Below are 17,068 nucleotides of genomic sequence, written 5' to 3'. Positions count from 1 at the left end.
CGGGTTCGTTCGTACAAGCAACCCAACATATATATCTGAATTTGGATGGGAGGGGCTTGTTGCTGGTAGGGACGTTGGGCTGCTGCTGACACTTTGGGATGTATCGCGCTTTGGGTTGGGGGCGGGGCTTTGGAATGAGGGGTTTACTTAGTTGAAGAGAGGCTTAATGGCTGATAGGTAGTCTTTGGCTACTTCGGCCTTATCTGCTTGGAAGTTGTGCCAGGCCCACCATTGGACCATTCCTACGAAGCTTGAGGCTATGTGGTGTAGTAGGAAGCTTCGGTCCATGGTGGCGGCGGGGCCGTTTGGGTCGGTGGGGACGGTTTCGGCTGCTCGTGACATGATGGTCTTGCGTAAGCAGTCGGCGAAGACGCGTGAGCCGGCGCCAGCTACGAGGGCTCGTACGCCCTGGCGGCGCTCCCAGAGGTTGTTGAGGATATGCTCGACTTGTACGAGCGGATCATCGAGCGGTGTGCCATCGTCGTCGAGGGCGTGGGTGCAGATGTCGCTCACGAGTTCGGACAGTAGGTCATCTTTGCTCTTGAAGAGGCCGTAGAAAGTCGCGCGGCCTACGTGAGCGCGCGCGATGATGTCGCCGACGGCGATCTTGCCGTAGTCCTCCTCGCGAAGGAGCTCGGAAAACGCCGTGACAATGGCGGCGCGGCTTTTTGCCTTGCGGGCATCCATGGCTATGCGTCCATGTGAACGAGCAGGCAGCGGAGCGTACCGGAGCAACCCTCGTAGGGGCGCTTACCGGCGCCGTAGCCGACGGCCTCGATGCGGTAGCGGGCCGGCAGGTGCTCGGACGTGCGCAGTGCGGCGACGATGGCGGCGCCCGTGGGCGTCACGAGCTCACCGGCGACCGGCGCGGGCGTGAGGGCGATATTGCCCGCTTGGCACAGGTTGACGACAGCGGGGACAGGAATGGGCATAAGGCCGTGGGCACAGCGGATGGTGCCGTGACCCTCGGAGAGCGACTCGACCACGATGTCCTCAATACCTAGGTCATCGAGGCAGATGGCGACAGAGCAGACGTCGACGATGGAGTCGATGGCGCCCACCTCGTGGAACATGACGGTCTCGGTCGTTTTGCCGTGGGCCTTGGCCTCGGCGGCGGCGAGCGCGGTAAAGATGGCGAGCGCGCGACGCTTGGCGCCATCGCTTAGCTGCGAGTCATCGATGATGGCGGTGATATCCGCCAAAGAACGGTGGTGATGGTGGTGGGCGTGATGGTGACCCTCGTGGCCATGACCGTGGGCCTCATGGTCATGCTCATGGCAGTGCTCGTGTTCGTGCTCGCCATGATCATGATGGTAGTGCTCATGCTCATGTGTGTGCTCGGTGCCCGCTTCGTTGCCGTAGAGCCAGGCCATGTCGTGGTCGTGGTTCTCGAGCTCCTCAGCCAGCTGAACATCAAAGTCGCAGGCGTCGATGCCATGCTTGTTTACGCGTGTAACGGCAATCTCAAAGCCGCCGACCGGCAGCGTGGCGAGCTGGTCGCGCAGATGCTCCTCGCTGGCGCCCAGGTCGAGCAGGGCCGCGACGGTCATGTCGCCGCTGATGCCCGAGGCGCCGTCGATGATAAGCGTGTGCTGATGGTTGGACATGAAATGCTCCTTAGCGGGCGCAGGACGTGCCGGCGCTCAGATGATTGATAAGACTTGCCTGATAGGCGGCGCCAAAGCCGTTGTCGATATTGACGACCGAAACGCCGCTGGCGCAGGAGTTGAGCATGGCGAGCAGTGCGGCCATGCCGCCAAAGTTCGCGCCATAGCCCACGCTGGTGGGGACGGCGATGACCGGACAGCTCACAAGGCCTCCGATGACGCTCGCCAGGGCGCCCTCCATGCCGGCGATGGCGATGACCACCTGCGCCTGGGCAAGTTCCTCAGCATGAGCGAGCAGGCGGTGCAGGCCGGCGACACCCACGTCGTAGAGGCGATCGACCTCGTTGCCGTAGAACTCGGCCGTCAACGCGGCTTCTTCGGCGACGGGCAGGTCGCTCGTGCCGGCGCAGGCGACGACGATGCGTCCGTTGCCGGTAGGGGAGGGCTTGCCGCCCACGAGGGCGAGCTGTGCGTCCGGGACATATCCCAGGTCGATGCCGTTGCCAAGAAGCTCAGCGGTGCGCGCGGCTTTTTCGGCATCCAGGCGCGTGACCAGGATGCGCTCCTGGCCGGCATCGCGCAGTGCTTCGATAATGGCGGCAATCTGATCGGCGGTTTTACCGGCCCCGTAGACAACCTCGCCGGCTCCCTGGCGCACCCCGCGCGAAAGATCGAGCTGCGCAAAGCCCAGATCGGCGGTCGGAGCCGTCTGGATGCGCGTGAGGGCGTCGGCAGGGGTGACTGCTCCGCCGGCAACATCGCTCAGCAATTGCTCAAGATCTCGCTTATCCATATATGTTCCCTTCGACGGCGCAAAGTCTAGCACTCAAAGGGTATGTTTCCGAACACTAAGACAAAATTGTTCGGAAACTATAGGACAGACTGATTCAATTGTTAGACGGATCGACTAGTCGCGCAGGATGATGTCCATGGCGAGCATCAGGTTGCGCTCGTCGATGGTAAACGGGGCGGCCTCGCGCGTCTTGGGCTTGGCACAAAACGCGATGCCCGTGCCTGCGGCCTGGATCATGGGGATGTCGTTGGCGCCGTCGCCGATCGCGACCGTATGGGCCATGTCGACGCCGCACTCAACTGCCCAGTCCAGCAGCTGGATAAGCTTGGACTCCTTGGTCACGATGTCTGCCGCCAGCTTACCCGTGAGCTTGCCGTCCACGACCTCCAGGCGGTTAGCCAGGCAAAAGTCGATGCCCGCGGCGGCCACGATCTTATCGGCGACCTCGTGAAAGCCGCCGCTTACCACGCCGACCTTCCAGCCCTTGCTGTGCGCCGAGCGCACAAGCTCCAGCGCGCCGTGGGTGAACGTCACGCGCTCAAAGGTGCGCTCGAACACGCTCTTGTCCAGGCCGGCAAGCAGCCCCACGCGCTCCTCGAGCGCCTGCTTAAAGTCAAGCTCGCCGCGCATGGCGCGTTCGGTGATCTGTGCAACTTGCTCACCCACGCCGGCCTCCTCGCCCAACAGGTCGATGACTTCCTGGTTGATGAGCGTGGAGTCGATATCCATAACGATGAGGCGTGCAGTCATGGTGGGCCTTTCCGAGTGCTGTTTTATTGGGGCATATTGTCGCACGTGACGAGCGCGGGCGGGTGTCGCGGCGCGTCAATTGTTTCGTCTCCGTCAAGTCTTTGGGCAGGAGCCACTTTTTCGCGGCACATCGACGCGAGTGCGATAAGATAGAACGCCATGTCTGGCTGCGCGGTTTACGCAGGCTGGGCAAATCTGTACGACGCCGCCCGGAACGACACGGGGCGGCACAGATCCATAAAGGAGGATCACTGGTATGAGCCAGACCCGTCCCATCGATGAGCATTCCATGCACACCCGTACCTGCGGCGAGCTTCGCTTCGAGAACGTGGGCGAAGAGGTCACCCTCACCGGTTGGGTGAGCCGTCGCCGCGACCACGGCGGCCTTATCTTCTGCGACCTTCGCGACCGTGAGGGCATCACGCAGCTCACCTTCGACCCCGAGCACTCCGACGGCGATGCCTTTAAGATCGCCGAGACCATGCGTCCCGAGTGGCCCATCAAGATTCACGGCGTCGTGCGCGCCCGTGGCGAGGAGACCACCAACACCAAGCTCGCGACCGGCGAGATCGAGGTCCTGACCGATCATGCCGAGGTGCTCAACACTTCCGTCACCCCGCCGTTCCAGATCGAGGACGGCATCGAGACCAGCGAGGACACCCGCCTGCGCTATCGCTATCTGGACCTCCGTCGTCCCGAGATGATGGCCAACCTCAAGCTGCGCTCCGACTTTACCTTTGCCATTCGCGAGGCGCTGCACAACCGTGAGTTCATGGAGGTCGAGACGCCCTCCCTGTTCAAGTCCACGCCCGAGGGCGCCCGCGACTTCATCGTTCCCAGCCGTATTCAGCCGGGTAACTTCTACGCCCTGCCGCAGTCTCCGCAGCTCCTGAAGCAGCTGCTCATGGTCGGTGGCGTCGAGCGCTACTACCAGGTTGCCAAGTGCTTCCGCGACGAGGACCTGCGCGCCGACCGTCAGCCCGAGTTCACCCAGGTCGATATCGAGATGTCCTTCGTGGACCAGAACGACGTTATGAGCGCCCTCGAAGAGGTTCTTGCCGATGCCTTCGGCCGCATGGGTGTCGAGATGCCCACGCCGCTGCGTCGCATGAACTACTGGGAGGCCATGGACACCTATGGCTCCGACAAGCCCGATACCCGCTATGGCATGCACTTGGTCGACCTGACCGACATCTTCGCCAACTCCAAGTTCAAGGTCTTTGCGACTGCCGCGAACGAGGAGGGCTCTGTCGTCAAGGCCATCAACGCCAAGGGCGCCGGGGCCTGGGCTCGCGCCAAGATCGATAAGCTTGCCGGCGTGGCTTCCACGTTTGGCGCCAAGGGCCTGGCCTGGATCGCATTCCGCGAGGACGGCTCCATCAACAGCCCCATCGTCAAGTTCTTCTCGGACGAGGAGATGGCCGCCCTGCGCGAGCGCATGGACGTCGAGCCCGGCGACCTTGTGATGTTCGCCGCCGGCCCGCGCCTGCTCTCCGACGAGATCCTGGGCGGCATGCGTTCCCACATGGCTAACGCGCTCGAGATCAAGCGCGAGGGCCACGACTTCCTGTGGGTCGTCAACTTCCCGCTGTTCCACTGGGACGAGGACCGCAAGGCTTACGCTGCCGAGCACCAGCCCTTCACCCTGCCGACCGAGACCGACATCGCCAAGATCGAGGCCAATCCGTTGGCAGCCGGTTCTTGCACCTACGACTTTGTCATGGACGGCTTTGAGGCCGGTGGCGGCGGTATGCGTATCCACAACGCCGAGATGCAGATGTCCATGCTCAAGCTCCTGGGCTTTACCGAGGAGCGTGCCGAGTCTCAGTTTGGCTTCCTCATGGAGGCCCTCAAGTTTGGTGCGCCCCCGATGGGCGGCTTCGCTCTGGGCCTGGATCGCGTGTGCATGCTGCTCACCGGCTCCGACTCCATCCGCGACGTCATGGCGTTCCCCAAGACGGCCAGCGGCTCCGACCTCATGTCGGGCGCTCCGAGTGCCGTTTCTGGTGCCCAACTCAAGGACGTCAGCCTGCGCCTGATGTAGGCGAGCGGCTACATAATGCCCGTAACGAGGGAAGGACGTGTGCCTTCCCTCGTTTTTTGTGGGACGGGGATGCGGCCGGTAACGTACAATAACTACCACGTGGCTGGGTTTTGCCGGCCGAATGTGCGATGCCGCGGGAGGGGACATGGTCGAGTTTACAAAGACGATTAAAGATCCGTTGGGACTTCATGCCCGCCCGGTTGCGCTGCTCTATGACATCATTGCCAAGCATCGTAGCGACGTGTCAGTCAGCATCGGCGATCGCCACACGGATGGCCGCGATGTCATGGGACTCATGGCCCTCTATGGTGAGTGCGGCGAGGACATCGTGTTCCGCGTTTCGGGCGTAGACGAGGCTTCCTGTGTCACATCGATTAGAAACCTCTCGCTCTAAGCATGACAGGGCGTGGTAAAGGATGGTCCTTTGCCGCGCCCTTTTGTTTCATATAGGAAACTTTTCCGAAAACTGAATAGGGACCCTTTCCAAAAAGTTAACCACGTGCTAGTTTACTATAGCGAACATAGACGTGGTTAACTTTTGCTGCGTCGATGTTGAGGACGAACTGACGTTAGGAGCTCACTCATGTCTTGCGGACCGCAGATGCCGGCTATGCCGCTTTCGATGGTAAAAGCGGGCGAAACCGTGCGCGTGTCTCGCGTAAAGGGCAATGAGGATATGAAGCACCATCTCAAGGACCTCGGCTTTGTCGAGGGCAGTGAGGTTCACGTGGTGAGCTCGAGTGGCGCCAATATCATCGTCACCGTGCTGGGCGCACGCTTTGGCATCGATTCCAAGGTCGCCATGCACATCATGACCGTCGGTTAGTCGACGGTATTTCTGTACGCACTGAAAGGGGGACAAGTAAATGAAGACGTTGGGTGACGTTAAGGTGGGCGAGAGCTCTACCATCGTCAAGCTTCACGGCGAGGGCGCGCTTCGCCGTCACCTTATGGACCTGGGGCTCATCAAGGGCACGTCGTTTAAGGTCGTAAAGGTTGCACCGCTCGGCGATCCGGTCGAGATCAACGTGCGCGGCTACGAGCTTTCCATCCGCAAGGAGGAGGCTGCCGTCGTCGAGGTCCAGTAAGGGCCCGCGGCAACTATTTATGCAGATAAAGTTAGGTTTTTCTAACTTAAATTTGCAATGTTGAAGCACATTATCCAGCCCGTGCGGAGAAAGCAGCGCGGGCACACAAGGAAGAAGGATTGAATGGCGGATTCTCAGATCCATGTCGCGCTGGCGGGTAACCCCAACTGCGGCAAGACCACGCTTTTCAACCTGATCACCGGCGCCAACGGCTACGTTGGCAACTGGCCCGGCGTCACGGTTGAGAAAAAGGAAGCCAAGCTCCTGAGTGACAAGAACGTCACGATTACGGACCTCCCCGGCATCTACTCGCTTTCCCCCTACAGCCCCGAGGAGCAGTGCTCGCGCGATTACCTCATGAGCGGCGAGCCCGATGTGGTCGTCCAAGTTGTCGACGCGACCAACCTTGAGCGCAATCTGTACCTGGCACTTCAGGTCATCGAGACCGGCCTGCCCGTGGTCGTGGCCCTCAACATGGCCGACCTGGTCGAGAAGAACGGCGACAAGATCGACACCGACAAGCTGTCCAAGAAGCTCGGTTGCCCGGTCATGATGATCTCGGCCCTTAAAAACAAGGGCATCACGGAGCTGTTCGAGCAGGTCAAGAAGTCCGCTGCTTCCAAGGGCCAGGTGCCGGAGCACAAGTTCGATTCTTCTATCGAGGACGTTCTGGACCACATCGAGAACAACCTGCCGGCGAGTGTTCCCGCCAACAAGCGTCGCTACTACGCCGTCAAGCTGTTTGAGCGCGACGCGGACGCCTGCAAGCTCATCAACCTCACCAAGGAGAAGGCCGCTCGCGTCGAGCAGCTGGTCGCCCAGTGCGAGCAGGATTGCGACGACGACGCCGAGTCCATCATCACCGGCGAGCGCTATGGCGTGATCGCCCACATTATTGACGAGTGCCTCACCAAGGCTCCGGCCAAGATGAGTACCTCCGAGAGGATCGACCGCGTGGTTACCAACCGTATCCTGGGTCTGCCGATCTTTGTGGTCATCATGTTCTGCGTGTACTACATTGCCGTTTCCACCCTGGGCGGCACGGTGACCGACTTCACCAACGACCAGCTCTTCGGCACCGACGGCTGGTATGTGCTCGGCCAGGGTCGCGACGCCTACGATGAGGCTGTCGAGGCCGCGGGCGACGACGCCGACTCGGTCGACCCGGCGGAGTTTGGCCCCTATGTCCCGGGTCTCACCACCGTGGTGCACGACGCCCTTGTGGCCGGTGGCACCGAGGACGGTGGTCTGGTCGATTCGCTCGTCTGTGACGGCATCGTCGGCGGCCTGGGCGCCATCTTCGGCTTTGTGCCGCAGATGTTCCTGCTCTTTATCATGCTGTCTTTCCTGGAGGACTGCGGCTACATGGCCCGCGTCGCCTTCATCATGGACCGCGTGTTCCGCCGCTTTGGCCTGTCCGGTAAGTCCTTCATCCCGATGCTCGTGTCCTCGGGCTGCGGCGTCCCCGGCGTCATGGCCACCAAGACCATCGAGAACGAGAAGGACCGCCGCATGACGGTCATGACCACCACGTTCATCCCCTGCGGCGCCAAGCTGCCGATTATTGCCCTGCTCATGGGTTCCATCATCGGCGATTCTTCCACCACCGCCGCATGGATCAGCCCGCTCTTCTACTTCCTGGGCGTCTTTGCCGTCATCGCCTCGGGCCTCATGCTCAAGAAGACCAAGCTCTTCGCCGGTCGCCCGACGCCGTTCGTCATGGAGCTCCCTGCCTACCACTTCCCGGCGATCCGCTCTTGGGCGCTGCACGTGTGGGAGCGCTGCTGGGCCTTTATCAAGAAGGCCGGCACGGTCATCTTTGCGTCCACCGTCGTCGTTTGGTTCCTCTCCAACTTTGGTAGCTACAACGGCTCCTTTGGCTTCCTGCCTGCGATGGACGGCATCCCCGAGGAGTTTATGGATTACTCCGTGCTTGCCATGCTCGGCAACCTGGTCGCTTGGATCTTCGCCCCGCTCGGCTTTAGCACCTGGCAGGCCACGGCGCTGACCGTCTCGGGCCTTGTCGCCAAGGAGAACGTCGTCGCCACCGCCGGCTCGCTGCTCTCCGTTGCCGACGCCGCCGAGACCGACCCGAGCCTGTGGACCGCGTTTGCGGGTATGTTCCCGACCATGGGCGCTTGCGTTGCCTTCGGCGCTTTCAACCTGCTGTGCGCTCCGTGCTTTGCCGCGATGGGTACCATCCGCAACCAGATGGACTCCGGCAAGTGGACCGCGATCGCCATCGGTTACGAATGCGCCTTTGCTTGGGTCATCGGCCTGTTCATCAACCAGTTCTACAACCTGTTTGTGCTGGGACAGTTTGGTGTCTGGACGGTTGTGGCCATCGTGCTGCTCGTTGCGATGCTCTTCCAGATCTTCCGCCCCATGCCCAAGCATGTTTGGACCGACGAGGACGAGACCAACACCGCTTCTGCCACGGTTTCCGCCTAAGTCCGAATAAGGATTAGCCCCTTTCCAAAAGCCCGGGTGTCCCAGCGACCCCCGGGCTTTTTGGTGGGGGAGATGTGACGTTTCCGCAGATAAAACCGACCAAAATAAACCTGTCCCTTTTTGGTGGGTTGAGAATGGGGTAAAGTAAGTGATGGTTAACTAGAGGAGGCTTGCTATGGCACCTATCGATATTGTTGTACTGGCTGTTATCGGCATTGCGTTTGTCGCCGTGTGCGTGCGCATTTATCGCAAGGGCACCTGCGCCGACTGCGCTCAAGGTGGCGTTTGCACGGGACATTGCTCCAACAAAAAAACCTGCGCCGCACTTAAGGGCGTAGACAAAATCGCCGAAGACTTGGGCCGCGGTATCAAATAAGGCCTGACATCCAAACACCCCGCGAGCATCCGCTCGCGGGGCACTTTGCGCATTTGGGCGCGAGCGCGGCGAGTTGAAGAGTATTTTTGGGGTATCGCTAACTATGTGGTCAACGGCCCGCTCACCGTGGTTCATGCCGTGGCAGGCGCTAAGCTCGCCGTCGAAGGCATGACCAACTACCTGGGCCTCTAACTCCATCCCATCCATTAGTTGCGGTGAAATACGGACTGTTTTGGCTGCCAAAAGCCTCATCTACTCCGTATTCCACCGCAACTTTTTTTGTGAGGTGGGCTAGAGACGCTGCATGCGGTACCCGACACCCATGTGCGTCTGAATCATCTTGGGGTGAGAGGGGTCTGCCTCGATCTTCTTGCGCAGGGTGCGCATGAACACGCGCAGGCTCGCCAGATCGCTGTCCCAGCTCGTGCCCCATATCTCGCGGGTGATGAAGGTGTGGGTGAGCACCTTGTCGACGTTTTTCGCCAGAAGGACGAGCAATTTGTACTCGGTTGGGGTGAGCGAGAGCTCGCGTCCGTCTTTCGTCGCGTATCCCGCGGCGTAGTCGATATGCAGCGGACCGTTGTCAAACGTGCTCGCTTCTGTCGACTCGCTCGACGCCATCGAGGAGCGCCTCAAATTCGCACGGACGCGCGCGAGCAACTCATCCACAGAAAAGGGCTTGGTGAGGTAGTCGTCTGCCCCTGCGTCAAGTGCTGCAATCTTGTCGGAATCTTCGGTGCGCGCCGAAATGACGATAATGGGGACTGCCGACCAGCTTCGGATCTTCGTGATGACCTCGATACCGTCAATGTCAGGAAGGCCGAGGTCGAGCATGATGAGGCTGGGGCCGTGCGACACCGCATCCATGATGGCGGCCTGGCCGTTGCAAACCTTGCTCACGACATAGCCGTGGAGGTCAAGCGCGGTCGAAACGAGGTTTTGAACGGTCAGGTCATCTTCGACCAGGAGGATGCGTGGCTTAGCGGCATTATTCATGAATCTCGATCTCCTCGGCAGGCAGGGTAAAACGGAAGATGGCCCCATGGGGGTGGTTGTCGCGAACTTCGATGACGCCGCCATGCGCCTCCACGATGGAGCGGCAGAGCGACAGCCCAAGGCCGATGCTTCGACGCGAATCCACGGGCCGCGTATTGCTTGAGGTGAAGAAACGCTCAAAGATATGAGGCTTGTCGCAGTCTGCTACACCCGGCCCATCGTCTGCGACGTCCACCACGATGAACTCACCCTCGCGACGTGCGCTGATGGTGACAGTCGAGTCCTCGGGCGTGTATTTGAAGGCGTTCATGATGAGATTCGTAAGCACCTGCATGATGAGATGGACGTCGATGCGTACCAGCAGGATGTCGTCAGTGTGCTCGATGGTGACGGCACGTCCATGCGATGCTTGGGCGACATGGCTGAGGGCGGCCTCGATGACCTCGTCGATGAGCTCGGATGTTAAGTTGAGGCGAATGGTGCCGTCCTCGACGCGTGCGATGGCGAGGAGGTTTTCCACGGTATCGATAAGCCAGAGGGAATCGTCGTAGATGGCATCGGCAAGATCGCAGCGCTGTTCGAAGCTGAGCTTCTCGTCGCTCTTCCGAAGGATTGCCGCAGATCCGGATATAGCCGTGAGGGGTGTCCTCAAATCGTGGCCGATGGAGCGCAAAAGGTTGGCGCGCAGCTGCTCGTTTTTCGCCAAGACCGCAGCCTCTTCGCGCTCTTGCGCCGCCCGGTCGCTTTCGAGCGCCAAGGCGCATTCACCTACGATAGATAGGACGATCGAATGCTCGAAGGCTTCGATCTCGCGCCCCTCCAGGGCGATGCCGATGACACCGAATACCTTGTCGCCGGTGCGAACCGCGAGGTAGAGACAGTGTGCCTCAGGCAGGGTCCGCGTGCTTGCGCCCGCGCGCTTGTTGTTGGTGTAGGTCCAGGTTGCAACGGCGCGCTCGTAGTCGGTGAGCAGCGACGCGGATCGGTTTTCGGTGCCAGCGGACTCATAGAGCGCTTTGCCGAGCGTGCCGTGTTCGGCGGTGTAGAAGACCACGTCGAGTTTTAGCAGTTTGATGAGTTGGTTCATGGCGACGCGGGCGCACTCCTCCGCGCTATGGGCTTGCTGCAAGAGCTGGTTCGTTTCGAGGAGTACGCGCGTTTTGAATGCGTTCTCGGCGGAGGTACGGGCGTTGTCGGCGATGCGCGCAGTTAACTCGCCGGCGACCATAGCGGTAGCGAACATGATGCCGAACGTGACCAGATAGCTTCGGTCGTAGCTGGCGAGCGAAAACAGAGGCGTGACGAAGCAGAAGTTGTAAAGCACTACAGAGAGCACGCTCGATACGATCGTGCAGATACGCCCCGTCGTGGTGACGGCGGTCAGCAGGGCCGTGAGGATATAGAGGGATATGATGCTGGAATCGGCAAATCCCAGATGGCGGAAAGCCGTGCCGATCGCCGTGGCGACAAGAGAGAGGGCCAGCGTGCGAAGCACGTTTCGGCTGTTGGGCGGCTGCAGGGCGAGCGTACGGCGGCGTCCTTTGGGCCGGGAGGGCGGAGTCGACTGGTCTGGAATGATGTAAATGTCGAGGTTCGGGGCGAATGTTATGAGCTGTTCTACGAGAGATTTGCGGCCAAAGAGGGCCTGACGGACGCTGCTGCGCTCGCCCGTGCGCCCCATGACGATCTTCGAAATACCCGACAGGCGCGCGAACTCGGAGATCTGAAACGCGATGTCGTCGCCATAGACGGTTTCCATATGTGCTCCGAGCTGCTCGGCTAGGGCGATATTGGCTGCAAGCTTGGTACGCTCATTATCGCTCATGGCTTGCGTGTGCGGGCTCTCTACGAACAGGGCGACGAGCTCGCTGCGAAACGCTTTCGCCATGCGCGCGGCGGCACGGACGATGCGGGGATTGGTCGGCGCCGGGGAGACACAGACTAAGATACGCTCCCTGGTGTAGTAGTCACGGTTTCCCAGCACGCGTGCGGCGTCTGTGAGGTGGCCGGTGCGATCGGCGCAGCGGCGCAGCGCGATTTCTCGGAGTGCGGTGAGGTTCTCGACGGTAAAAAAATGCTGTTGCGCTCGGGCGGCTTGCGCGGGACGGTAGACGAGGCCGGCGCGAAGGCGCTCAAGTAGGTCTTCGGGCTCTATGTCGACGAGCTCGACCTGGTCGGCATCATCGAAGATACGGTCGGGGATTCGTTCGCTCACGACAACGCCGGTGATGGATGCAACCATGTCGTTTAGGCTCTCGATATGCTGAACGTTCACGGTCGTATAGACGTCGATGCCCGCATGTAGAAGTTCCTCGACGTCTCGATAGCGTTTGTCGTGGCGAGACCCCGGCGCATTCGTATGGGCGAGCTCGTCGACAAGGATGAGCTGAGGGGCGCGTTCGATAGCCGCATCTAGATCGAACTCGCTGAGCGCAATGCCGTTGTGCTCGATGAGTTTACAGGGCACTTTCTCAAGCCCTTGTGCAAGATGGGCAGTTGCCGGACGTTCGTGCGGCTCAATGTACCCCGCGACGACGTCAACACCTCGCCGCTTGGCGGCGTGGGCGGCTTGAAGCATCGCATAGGTTTTGCCTGCGCCGGCAGCGTAGCCAAAGAAAATCTTGAGGTGTCCCCGGCTGGTTCGAGCGTCATCGGCGACCTCGTCTTTCTCAATTGCCTTGAGGATGAGGTCTGGATTGACGCGAGTGTCCGATGCGTCGCGCTGCATAGCGTAGCCTTTCTGAAGCGTTGTCCATGCGTGCATACGCGGTGAGGACGCCACTGTATGCTCGCGAGGTCGAGTATAGGCGCACTGCAGCCGCAATAGTGCTTTCTACCTGCATCTTTACGGCATCTTAAGGACGTGGGCCCCGGCCCTCACGCCTCTTTAATCCCTAGAAGCGTTTACTGTCCCCAGACGCTTGCGAGAGCAGGCGTCCGAGACATCGGACCGCGCGTGAAAGGGGCGGTAAATGGACATCCTCAGTCCCATCATCGGAGTCGTCTGCATTGGACTCTTTATCTATTACATCTACATTCTGATGAGGAGTGATTCGTAAACTATGGATGCTGCGATTCAGTACATCTTGTACTTTGCCGTGCTCGTCGTCTTGGCCGTTCCGCTCGGTCGGTTCATGGCCCATATCATGGATGGTGAGCATACGTTCCTGTCGCCTGTGTTTGCTCCTGTGGAGCGTGGCGTCTATCGTCTGCTTCGCATCGACGCGGCAGAGCAGATGGGGTGTAGGCGCTATCTGGCGAGCGTGCTGGTCTTTTCGGGGATCGGCCTCGTGGCTCTTGTGGCACTCCAGGTGCTTCAGTCTTTCTTGCCAGGCAATCCCCAGCACCTGCCGAGTGTGTCATGGGACCTGTCGTTCAATACGGCTGCTTCCTTCATAACCAACACCAACTGGCAATCCTATTCCGGTGAGACCACCCTGTCCTACTTTGTGCAGTTCATGGGCCTCACCGTGCAAAACTTCTTGTCCGCCGGCACCGGTATTGCGGTCATGTTCGCGCTCATCCGCGGTTTCCGTCAGGTCAAGGAGCAGGGTCTGGGTTCCTTCTGGGTCGACCTCACCCGCACCGTCCTGTATGTGCTCATCCCGCTGAACCTCGTGTTCGGCATCTGCCTGGCTGCCGGTGGCGTTATCTCCAATTTTCAGCCGGCTCAGAAGGCTGAGCTCGTAGAGCCCGTTGCTGTCCAGCCTAATGCAGACGGCGGTTGGAGCGTCATCGACGGCGCCCAGATCGAGGGCGACACGGTCAAGGTCGACGGCAAGGTCGTCGAGGGCGCCCGCGTGGTCACCGAGCAGTTTTTGCCCCAGGGTCCTGCGGCCAGCCAGGTTGCCATCAAACAATCCGGCACCAACGGCGGCGGCTTCTTTGGCGCGAACTCTGCGCATCCGTATGAGAACCCCAATGCCTTCACCAACATCATCGAGATGACCAGCTTGCTGCTGATTCCGGTCGCCTGCTGCTTCACCTTCGGCATCGGTGTCAAGAATGCCAGGCAGGGCAAGGCCATCTTCGCGGCGATGTTTATCCTGCTCGTGGTCTTTACCGGCATCATCGCCGTTAACGAGCATATGGGTACGCCGCAGCTGGCAGATGGCGGTGCGGTCAACATCGAGATGACCGATGGCCAGGCGGGCGGCAACATGGAGGGCAAGGAGAGCCGCTTTGGCATCGCCTCCTCTTCTACCTGGTCCGCTTTCACGACGGCTGCTTCCAACGGCTCGGTCAACTCCATGCACGACTCCTACACCCCGCTCGGCGGGTTTGTCCAGATGCTCCAGATAGCGCTGGGCGAGGTGGTGTTCGGCGGCGTGGGCTGCGGCCTGTACGGCATGATCGGCTTCGCCATCCTCACGGTATTTATCGCCGGCCTTATGGTCGGCCGCACGCCCGAGTTCCTGGGCAAGAAGATCGAGCCGACCGAGATGCGCTGGGCGGTGGTTCTGTGTCTCGCCACCCCGTTCGCCATTCTGGTGAGCTCCACTATCGCCTGCATGGTGCCCGGTCTTGTCGACCAACTCAACAACGGCGGGGCGCATGGCTTCTCCGAGGTCCTGTACACCCTTACTTCGGCTGGCGGCAACAACGGCTCCTCATTCGCCGGCATGAACTGCAACATCCCGTGGATCAACGTGCTGCTGGGTATCGAGATGCTGTTCGCGCGGTTCCTGCCGATTGCGGGCACGCTCGCCATCGCGGGCTCGCTGGCCGGGAAGGGCAAGGTCGCCGAGGGCGCCGGCACGCTTTCCACCACCAATGCCATGTTCGTGTTCCTGCTGGTATTCGTCGTTCTGCTGATTGGCGCCCTGAGCTTCTTCCCGGCGTTGGCGCTTGGTCCCGTTGCCGAATTCTTCCAGATGGTTGCGTAAAGGAGTCGCAGATTTATGGCTATGCAAAAAGACATGATGAGCCGCGCGGTGCGCGATTCATTTGCCAAGCTTGACCCCCGTGTCCAGGTCCAAAACCCGGTCATGTTCCTGGTGTGGCTGTCGGCCGCCATGACCTCCATTCTGGCTATCGCCTCAATTATTGGGGTACAGGACGCCGACGTCCCCACGTACTATGTGATCGCCATTGCCGTCATTCTCTGGCTGACCGACCTCTTTTCAAATTTTGCCGAGGCGCTTGCCGAGGGCCGCGGTAAGGCGCAGGCAGATTCCCTGCGCGCGGCGAAAAAGGACGTCGAGGCCCATCGCATCGAGTCCGTCGAGGATAAGGACCGTTTCACGGTCGTTCCCGGTACCAAGCTCTCACGCGGGGATCTGGTGGTCGTGCGCGCCGGCGAGCAGATTCCGGGAGACGGCGATGTCATCGAGGGTGCCGCCTCGGTTGATGAGTCGGCCATCACCGGCGAGTCTGCACCCGTGGTTCGTGAGGCTGGCGGCGACCGTTCTGCCGTCACTGGCGGCACTACCGTGCTTTCCGATTGGATTGTGGTGAAAATTACCAGCGAGCCTGGCCAGAGCTTCCTGGATAAGATGATCGCCATGGTCGAGGGCGCCGCCCGCAAGAAGACCCCCAACGAGGTCGCGCTCGAGATCTTTCTGGTTGCTCTGTCCGTCATCTTCATCCTCGTGACGATCGCACTGTATTGCTACTCGAGTTTCTCTGCAGGGCTCAACGGTATGGCGAATCCCACCGCTGTGACCACGCTCGTTGCCTTGCTCGTCTGTCTGGCGCCCACCACCATTGGTGCGCTGCTGTCCGCCATTGGCATCGCCGGCATGAGCCGACTGAACGAGGCCAACGTGCTGGCCATGTCCGGCCGCGCCATCGAGGCCGCCGGCGACGTCGACATCCTCATGCTCGATAAGACCGGTACCATCACCTTGGGCAACCGCCAGGCCGCTGAGTTCATTCCGGTCGACGGTGTCGATCCGGCAGAACTCGCCGATGCCGCGCAGCTGTCCTCTCTGGCGGATGAGACCCCCGAGGGCCGCTCCATCGTCGTGCTCGCCAAGGAGCAGTTTGGGCTGCGCGGCCGCACACTCGAGGATAAGGGCATGGAGTTCATCCCTTTCACCGCGGCGACCCGCATGTCCGGTGTGAACTACGCCGACAGCGAGATTCGCAAGGGTGCGGCCGATTCCGTTCGCGCTTATGTGGAGGCTGCCGGAGGAGTGTTTTCGAAGGAGTGCGACGAGGCCGTCGAACGCATTGCGAAGGTGGGCGGCACCCCGTTGGTCGTGGCAAAGGACCGACGTGTGCTGGGCGTCGTCTACCTTAAGGACATCATCAAGTCCGGCGTGAAGGAGAAGTTCGCCGACCTGCGCCGCATGGGTATCAAGACCATCATGGTGACGGGTGATAATCCGCTGACGGCCGCCGCCATCGCAGCCGAGGCGGGCGTGGACGACTTCCTGGCCGAGGCCACCCCCGAGGGCAAGCTCGAGAAGATCCGCGCGTTCCAGCATGAGGGCCATCTGGTCGCGATGACCGGCGACGGCACCAACGACGCGCCGGCGCTGGCGCAGGCGGATGTCGCCGTGGCCATGAACACGGGAACCCAGGCTGCCAAGGAGGCCGGCAACATGGTCGACCTCGACTCCAGCCCCACCAAGCTCATCGATATCGTGCGTATCGGCAAGCAACTGCTCATGACCCGCGGCTCGCTCACGACCTTCTCGGTCGCCAACGACGTCGCCAAGTATTTCGCCATTATCCCGGCGCTATTCTCGCCGATCTACCCCGGGTTGGACACCCTCAACATCCTGGGGCTCACCAGCCCGTTGACTGCCGTGCTGTCCGCCATTATCTACAACGCGCTGGTCATCGTCGCGCTGATTCCTGCCGCCCTGAAAGGCGTGAAGTACCGCGAGCTTTCGTCCGGCCAGCTGCTGACCCACAACCTGCTGGTGTGGGGTCTGGGCGGTATCGTGGCGCCGTTCGTATTCATCAAGATTATCGACATGCTGCTGGCCTTGTTCGGCATTGGCATGATGTAGA

At 60.7% G+C, this 17,068-nt stretch carries 15 protein-coding genes; 9 read left to right on the top strand and 6 right to left on the bottom strand.

The annotated features are described in order from the left end of the window. Positions 1 to 147: 147 nt before the first annotated feature. The 4 genes from AAAX73_RS06410 to serB all read right to left on the bottom strand — a co-directional run bounded on the left by AAAX73_RS06410 (position 148) and on the right by serB (position 3,150). Entirely contained in the window at positions 148 to 687 is a 540-nt protein-coding gene (locus AAAX73_RS06410; RefSeq protein WP_349125406.1) for a TetR/AcrR family transcriptional regulator, read from the bottom strand. A 2-nt stretch (positions 688 to 689) separates the two neighbouring features. Next, positions 690 to 1,607 (bottom strand): LarC family nickel insertion protein, encoded by a 918-nt coding sequence (locus AAAX73_RS06405; RefSeq protein ID WP_349125405.1) that lies wholly within the window; start codon positions 1,605 to 1,607, stop codon positions 690 to 692. A 10-nt stretch (positions 1,608 to 1,617) separates the two neighbouring features. Continuing rightward, complete coding sequence (larB, locus tag AAAX73_RS06400) at positions 1,618 to 2,400, bottom strand: nickel pincer cofactor biosynthesis protein LarB (protein ID WP_349125404.1); 783 nt, start codon at positions 2,398 to 2,400, stop codon at positions 1,618 to 1,620. A 114-nt stretch (positions 2,401 to 2,514) separates the two neighbouring features. Beyond that, entirely contained in the window at positions 2,515 to 3,150 is a 636-nt protein-coding gene (gene serB / locus AAAX73_RS06395) for a phosphoserine phosphatase SerB (RefSeq protein ID WP_349125403.1), read from the bottom strand. A 256-nt stretch (positions 3,151 to 3,406) separates the two neighbouring features. On the opposite strand from serB, the gene aspS reads away from it, so the two are divergent. The 7 genes from aspS to AAAX73_RS06360 all read left to right on the top strand — a co-directional run bounded on the left by aspS (position 3,407) and on the right by AAAX73_RS06360 (position 9,301). After that, positions 3,407 to 5,194 carry an aspartate--tRNA ligase gene (gene aspS / locus AAAX73_RS06390; RefSeq protein ID WP_118227174.1) on the top strand — a complete coding sequence of 596 codons (1,788 nt, stop codon included), beginning with the start codon at positions 3,407 to 3,409 and terminating at the stop codon, positions 5,192 to 5,194. Between the two features lie 145 nt (positions 5,195 to 5,339). After that, a complete protein-coding gene (locus AAAX73_RS06385) occupies positions 5,340 to 5,588 on the top strand; it encodes an HPr family phosphocarrier protein (RefSeq protein WP_035136856.1) in 249 nt (82 codons plus the stop codon). 189 nt (positions 5,589 to 5,777) lie between these two features. Then, positions 5,778 to 6,020, top strand: a complete 243-nt coding sequence (locus AAAX73_RS06380) for a FeoA family protein (RefSeq protein ID WP_271729059.1) — start codon at positions 5,778 to 5,780, stop codon at positions 6,018 to 6,020. Positions 6,021 to 6,060: 40 nt separating this feature from the next. Beyond that, complete coding sequence (locus AAAX73_RS06375) at positions 6,061 to 6,282, top strand: FeoA family protein (RefSeq protein WP_006234774.1); 222 nt, start codon at positions 6,061 to 6,063, stop codon at positions 6,280 to 6,282. A 123-nt stretch (positions 6,283 to 6,405) separates the two neighbouring features. Further along, the gene (locus AAAX73_RS06370) at positions 6,406 to 8,733 is read left to right on the top strand and encodes a ferrous iron transporter B (protein ID WP_349125402.1); all 2,328 of its coding nucleotides are present in this window, start codon (positions 6,406 to 6,408) and stop codon (positions 8,731 to 8,733) included. Between the two features lie 175 nt (positions 8,734 to 8,908). Next, on the top strand, positions 8,909 to 9,109 hold the full coding sequence (locus tag AAAX73_RS06365) for a hypothetical protein (RefSeq protein WP_035136858.1): 201 nt from the start codon (positions 8,909 to 8,911) through the stop codon (positions 9,107 to 9,109). A gap of 45 nt (positions 9,110 to 9,154) precedes the next feature. Further along, positions 9,155 to 9,301 carry a hypothetical protein gene (locus tag AAAX73_RS06360; RefSeq protein ID WP_349125401.1) on the top strand — a complete coding sequence of 49 codons (147 nt, stop codon included), beginning with the start codon at positions 9,155 to 9,157 and terminating at the stop codon, positions 9,299 to 9,301. Positions 9,302 to 9,400: 99 nt separating this feature from the next. Here the strand turns inward: AAAX73_RS06360 and AAAX73_RS06355 are convergent, their stop codons facing one another. After that, on the bottom strand, positions 9,401 to 10,105 hold the full coding sequence (locus AAAX73_RS06355) for a response regulator transcription factor (protein ID WP_117583373.1): 705 nt from the start codon (positions 10,103 to 10,105) through the stop codon (positions 9,401 to 9,403). Then, positions 10,098 to 12,833: a sensor histidine kinase KdpD gene (locus tag AAAX73_RS06350; RefSeq protein ID WP_349125400.1), complete on the bottom strand. Its 2,736-nt coding sequence runs from the start codon at positions 12,831 to 12,833 to the stop codon at positions 10,098 to 10,100. The genes AAAX73_RS06355 and AAAX73_RS06350 overlap by 8 nt, the downstream gene beginning before the upstream one ends. Before the next feature lie 334 nt (positions 12,834 to 13,167). Between AAAX73_RS06350 and kdpA the strand changes: the two genes are divergently transcribed. Beyond that, positions 13,168 to 14,991 carry a potassium-transporting ATPase subunit KdpA gene (gene kdpA, locus AAAX73_RS06345; protein ID WP_349125399.1) on the top strand — a complete coding sequence of 608 codons (1,824 nt, stop codon included), beginning with the start codon at positions 13,168 to 13,170 and terminating at the stop codon, positions 14,989 to 14,991. Positions 14,992 to 15,006: 15 nt separating this feature from the next. Next, complete coding sequence (gene kdpB / locus AAAX73_RS06340) at positions 15,007 to 17,067, top strand: potassium-transporting ATPase subunit KdpB (RefSeq protein ID WP_349125398.1); 2,061 nt, start codon at positions 15,007 to 15,009, stop codon at positions 17,065 to 17,067. Position 17,068: the final 1 nt, after the last annotated feature.

The organism is Collinsella sp. CLA-ER-H9, assembly GCF_040092295.1.
In the GTDB taxonomy this organism is placed as follows: Bacteria; Actinomycetota; Coriobacteriia; order Coriobacteriales; family Coriobacteriaceae; genus Collinsella.
Note: the sequence above shows the minus strand (reverse complement) of the source record. Positions and strands in the feature narration are given on the sequence as shown.

Coding starts and splice junctions, on each gene's coding strand:
- AAAX73_RS06410 (WP_349125406.1), bottom strand. CDS start 687: ATGGATGCCCGCAAGGCAAAAAGCCGCGCCGCCATTGTCACGGCGTTT.
- AAAX73_RS06405 (WP_349125405.1), bottom strand. CDS start 1,607: ATGTCCAACCATCAGCACACGCTTATCATCGACGGCGCCTCGGGCATC.
- larB (WP_349125404.1), bottom strand. CDS start 2,400: ATGGATAAGCGAGATCTTGAGCAATTGCTGAGCGATGTTGCCGGCGGA.
- serB (WP_349125403.1), bottom strand. CDS start 3,150: ATGACTGCACGCCTCATCGTTATGGATATCGACTCCACGCTCATCAAC.
- aspS (WP_118227174.1), top strand. CDS start 3,407: ATGAGCCAGACCCGTCCCATCGATGAGCATTCCATGCACACCCGTACC.
- AAAX73_RS06385 (WP_035136856.1), top strand. CDS start 5,340: ATGGTCGAGTTTACAAAGACGATTAAAGATCCGTTGGGACTTCATGCC.
- AAAX73_RS06380 (WP_271729059.1), top strand. CDS start 5,778: ATGTCTTGCGGACCGCAGATGCCGGCTATGCCGCTTTCGATGGTAAAA.
- AAAX73_RS06375 (WP_006234774.1), top strand. CDS start 6,061: ATGAAGACGTTGGGTGACGTTAAGGTGGGCGAGAGCTCTACCATCGTC.
- AAAX73_RS06370 (WP_349125402.1), top strand. CDS start 6,406: ATGGCGGATTCTCAGATCCATGTCGCGCTGGCGGGTAACCCCAACTGC.
- AAAX73_RS06365 (WP_035136858.1), top strand. CDS start 8,909: ATGGCACCTATCGATATTGTTGTACTGGCTGTTATCGGCATTGCGTTT.
- AAAX73_RS06355 (WP_117583373.1), bottom strand. CDS start 10,105: ATGAATAATGCCGCTAAGCCACGCATCCTCCTGGTCGAAGATGACCTG.
- AAAX73_RS06350 (WP_349125400.1), bottom strand. CDS start 12,833: ATGCAGCGCGACGCATCGGACACTCGCGTCAATCCAGACCTCATCCTC.
- kdpA (WP_349125399.1), top strand. CDS start 13,168: ATGGATGCTGCGATTCAGTACATCTTGTACTTTGCCGTGCTCGTCGTC.
- kdpB (WP_349125398.1), top strand. CDS start 15,007: ATGGCTATGCAAAAAGACATGATGAGCCGCGCGGTGCGCGATTCATTT.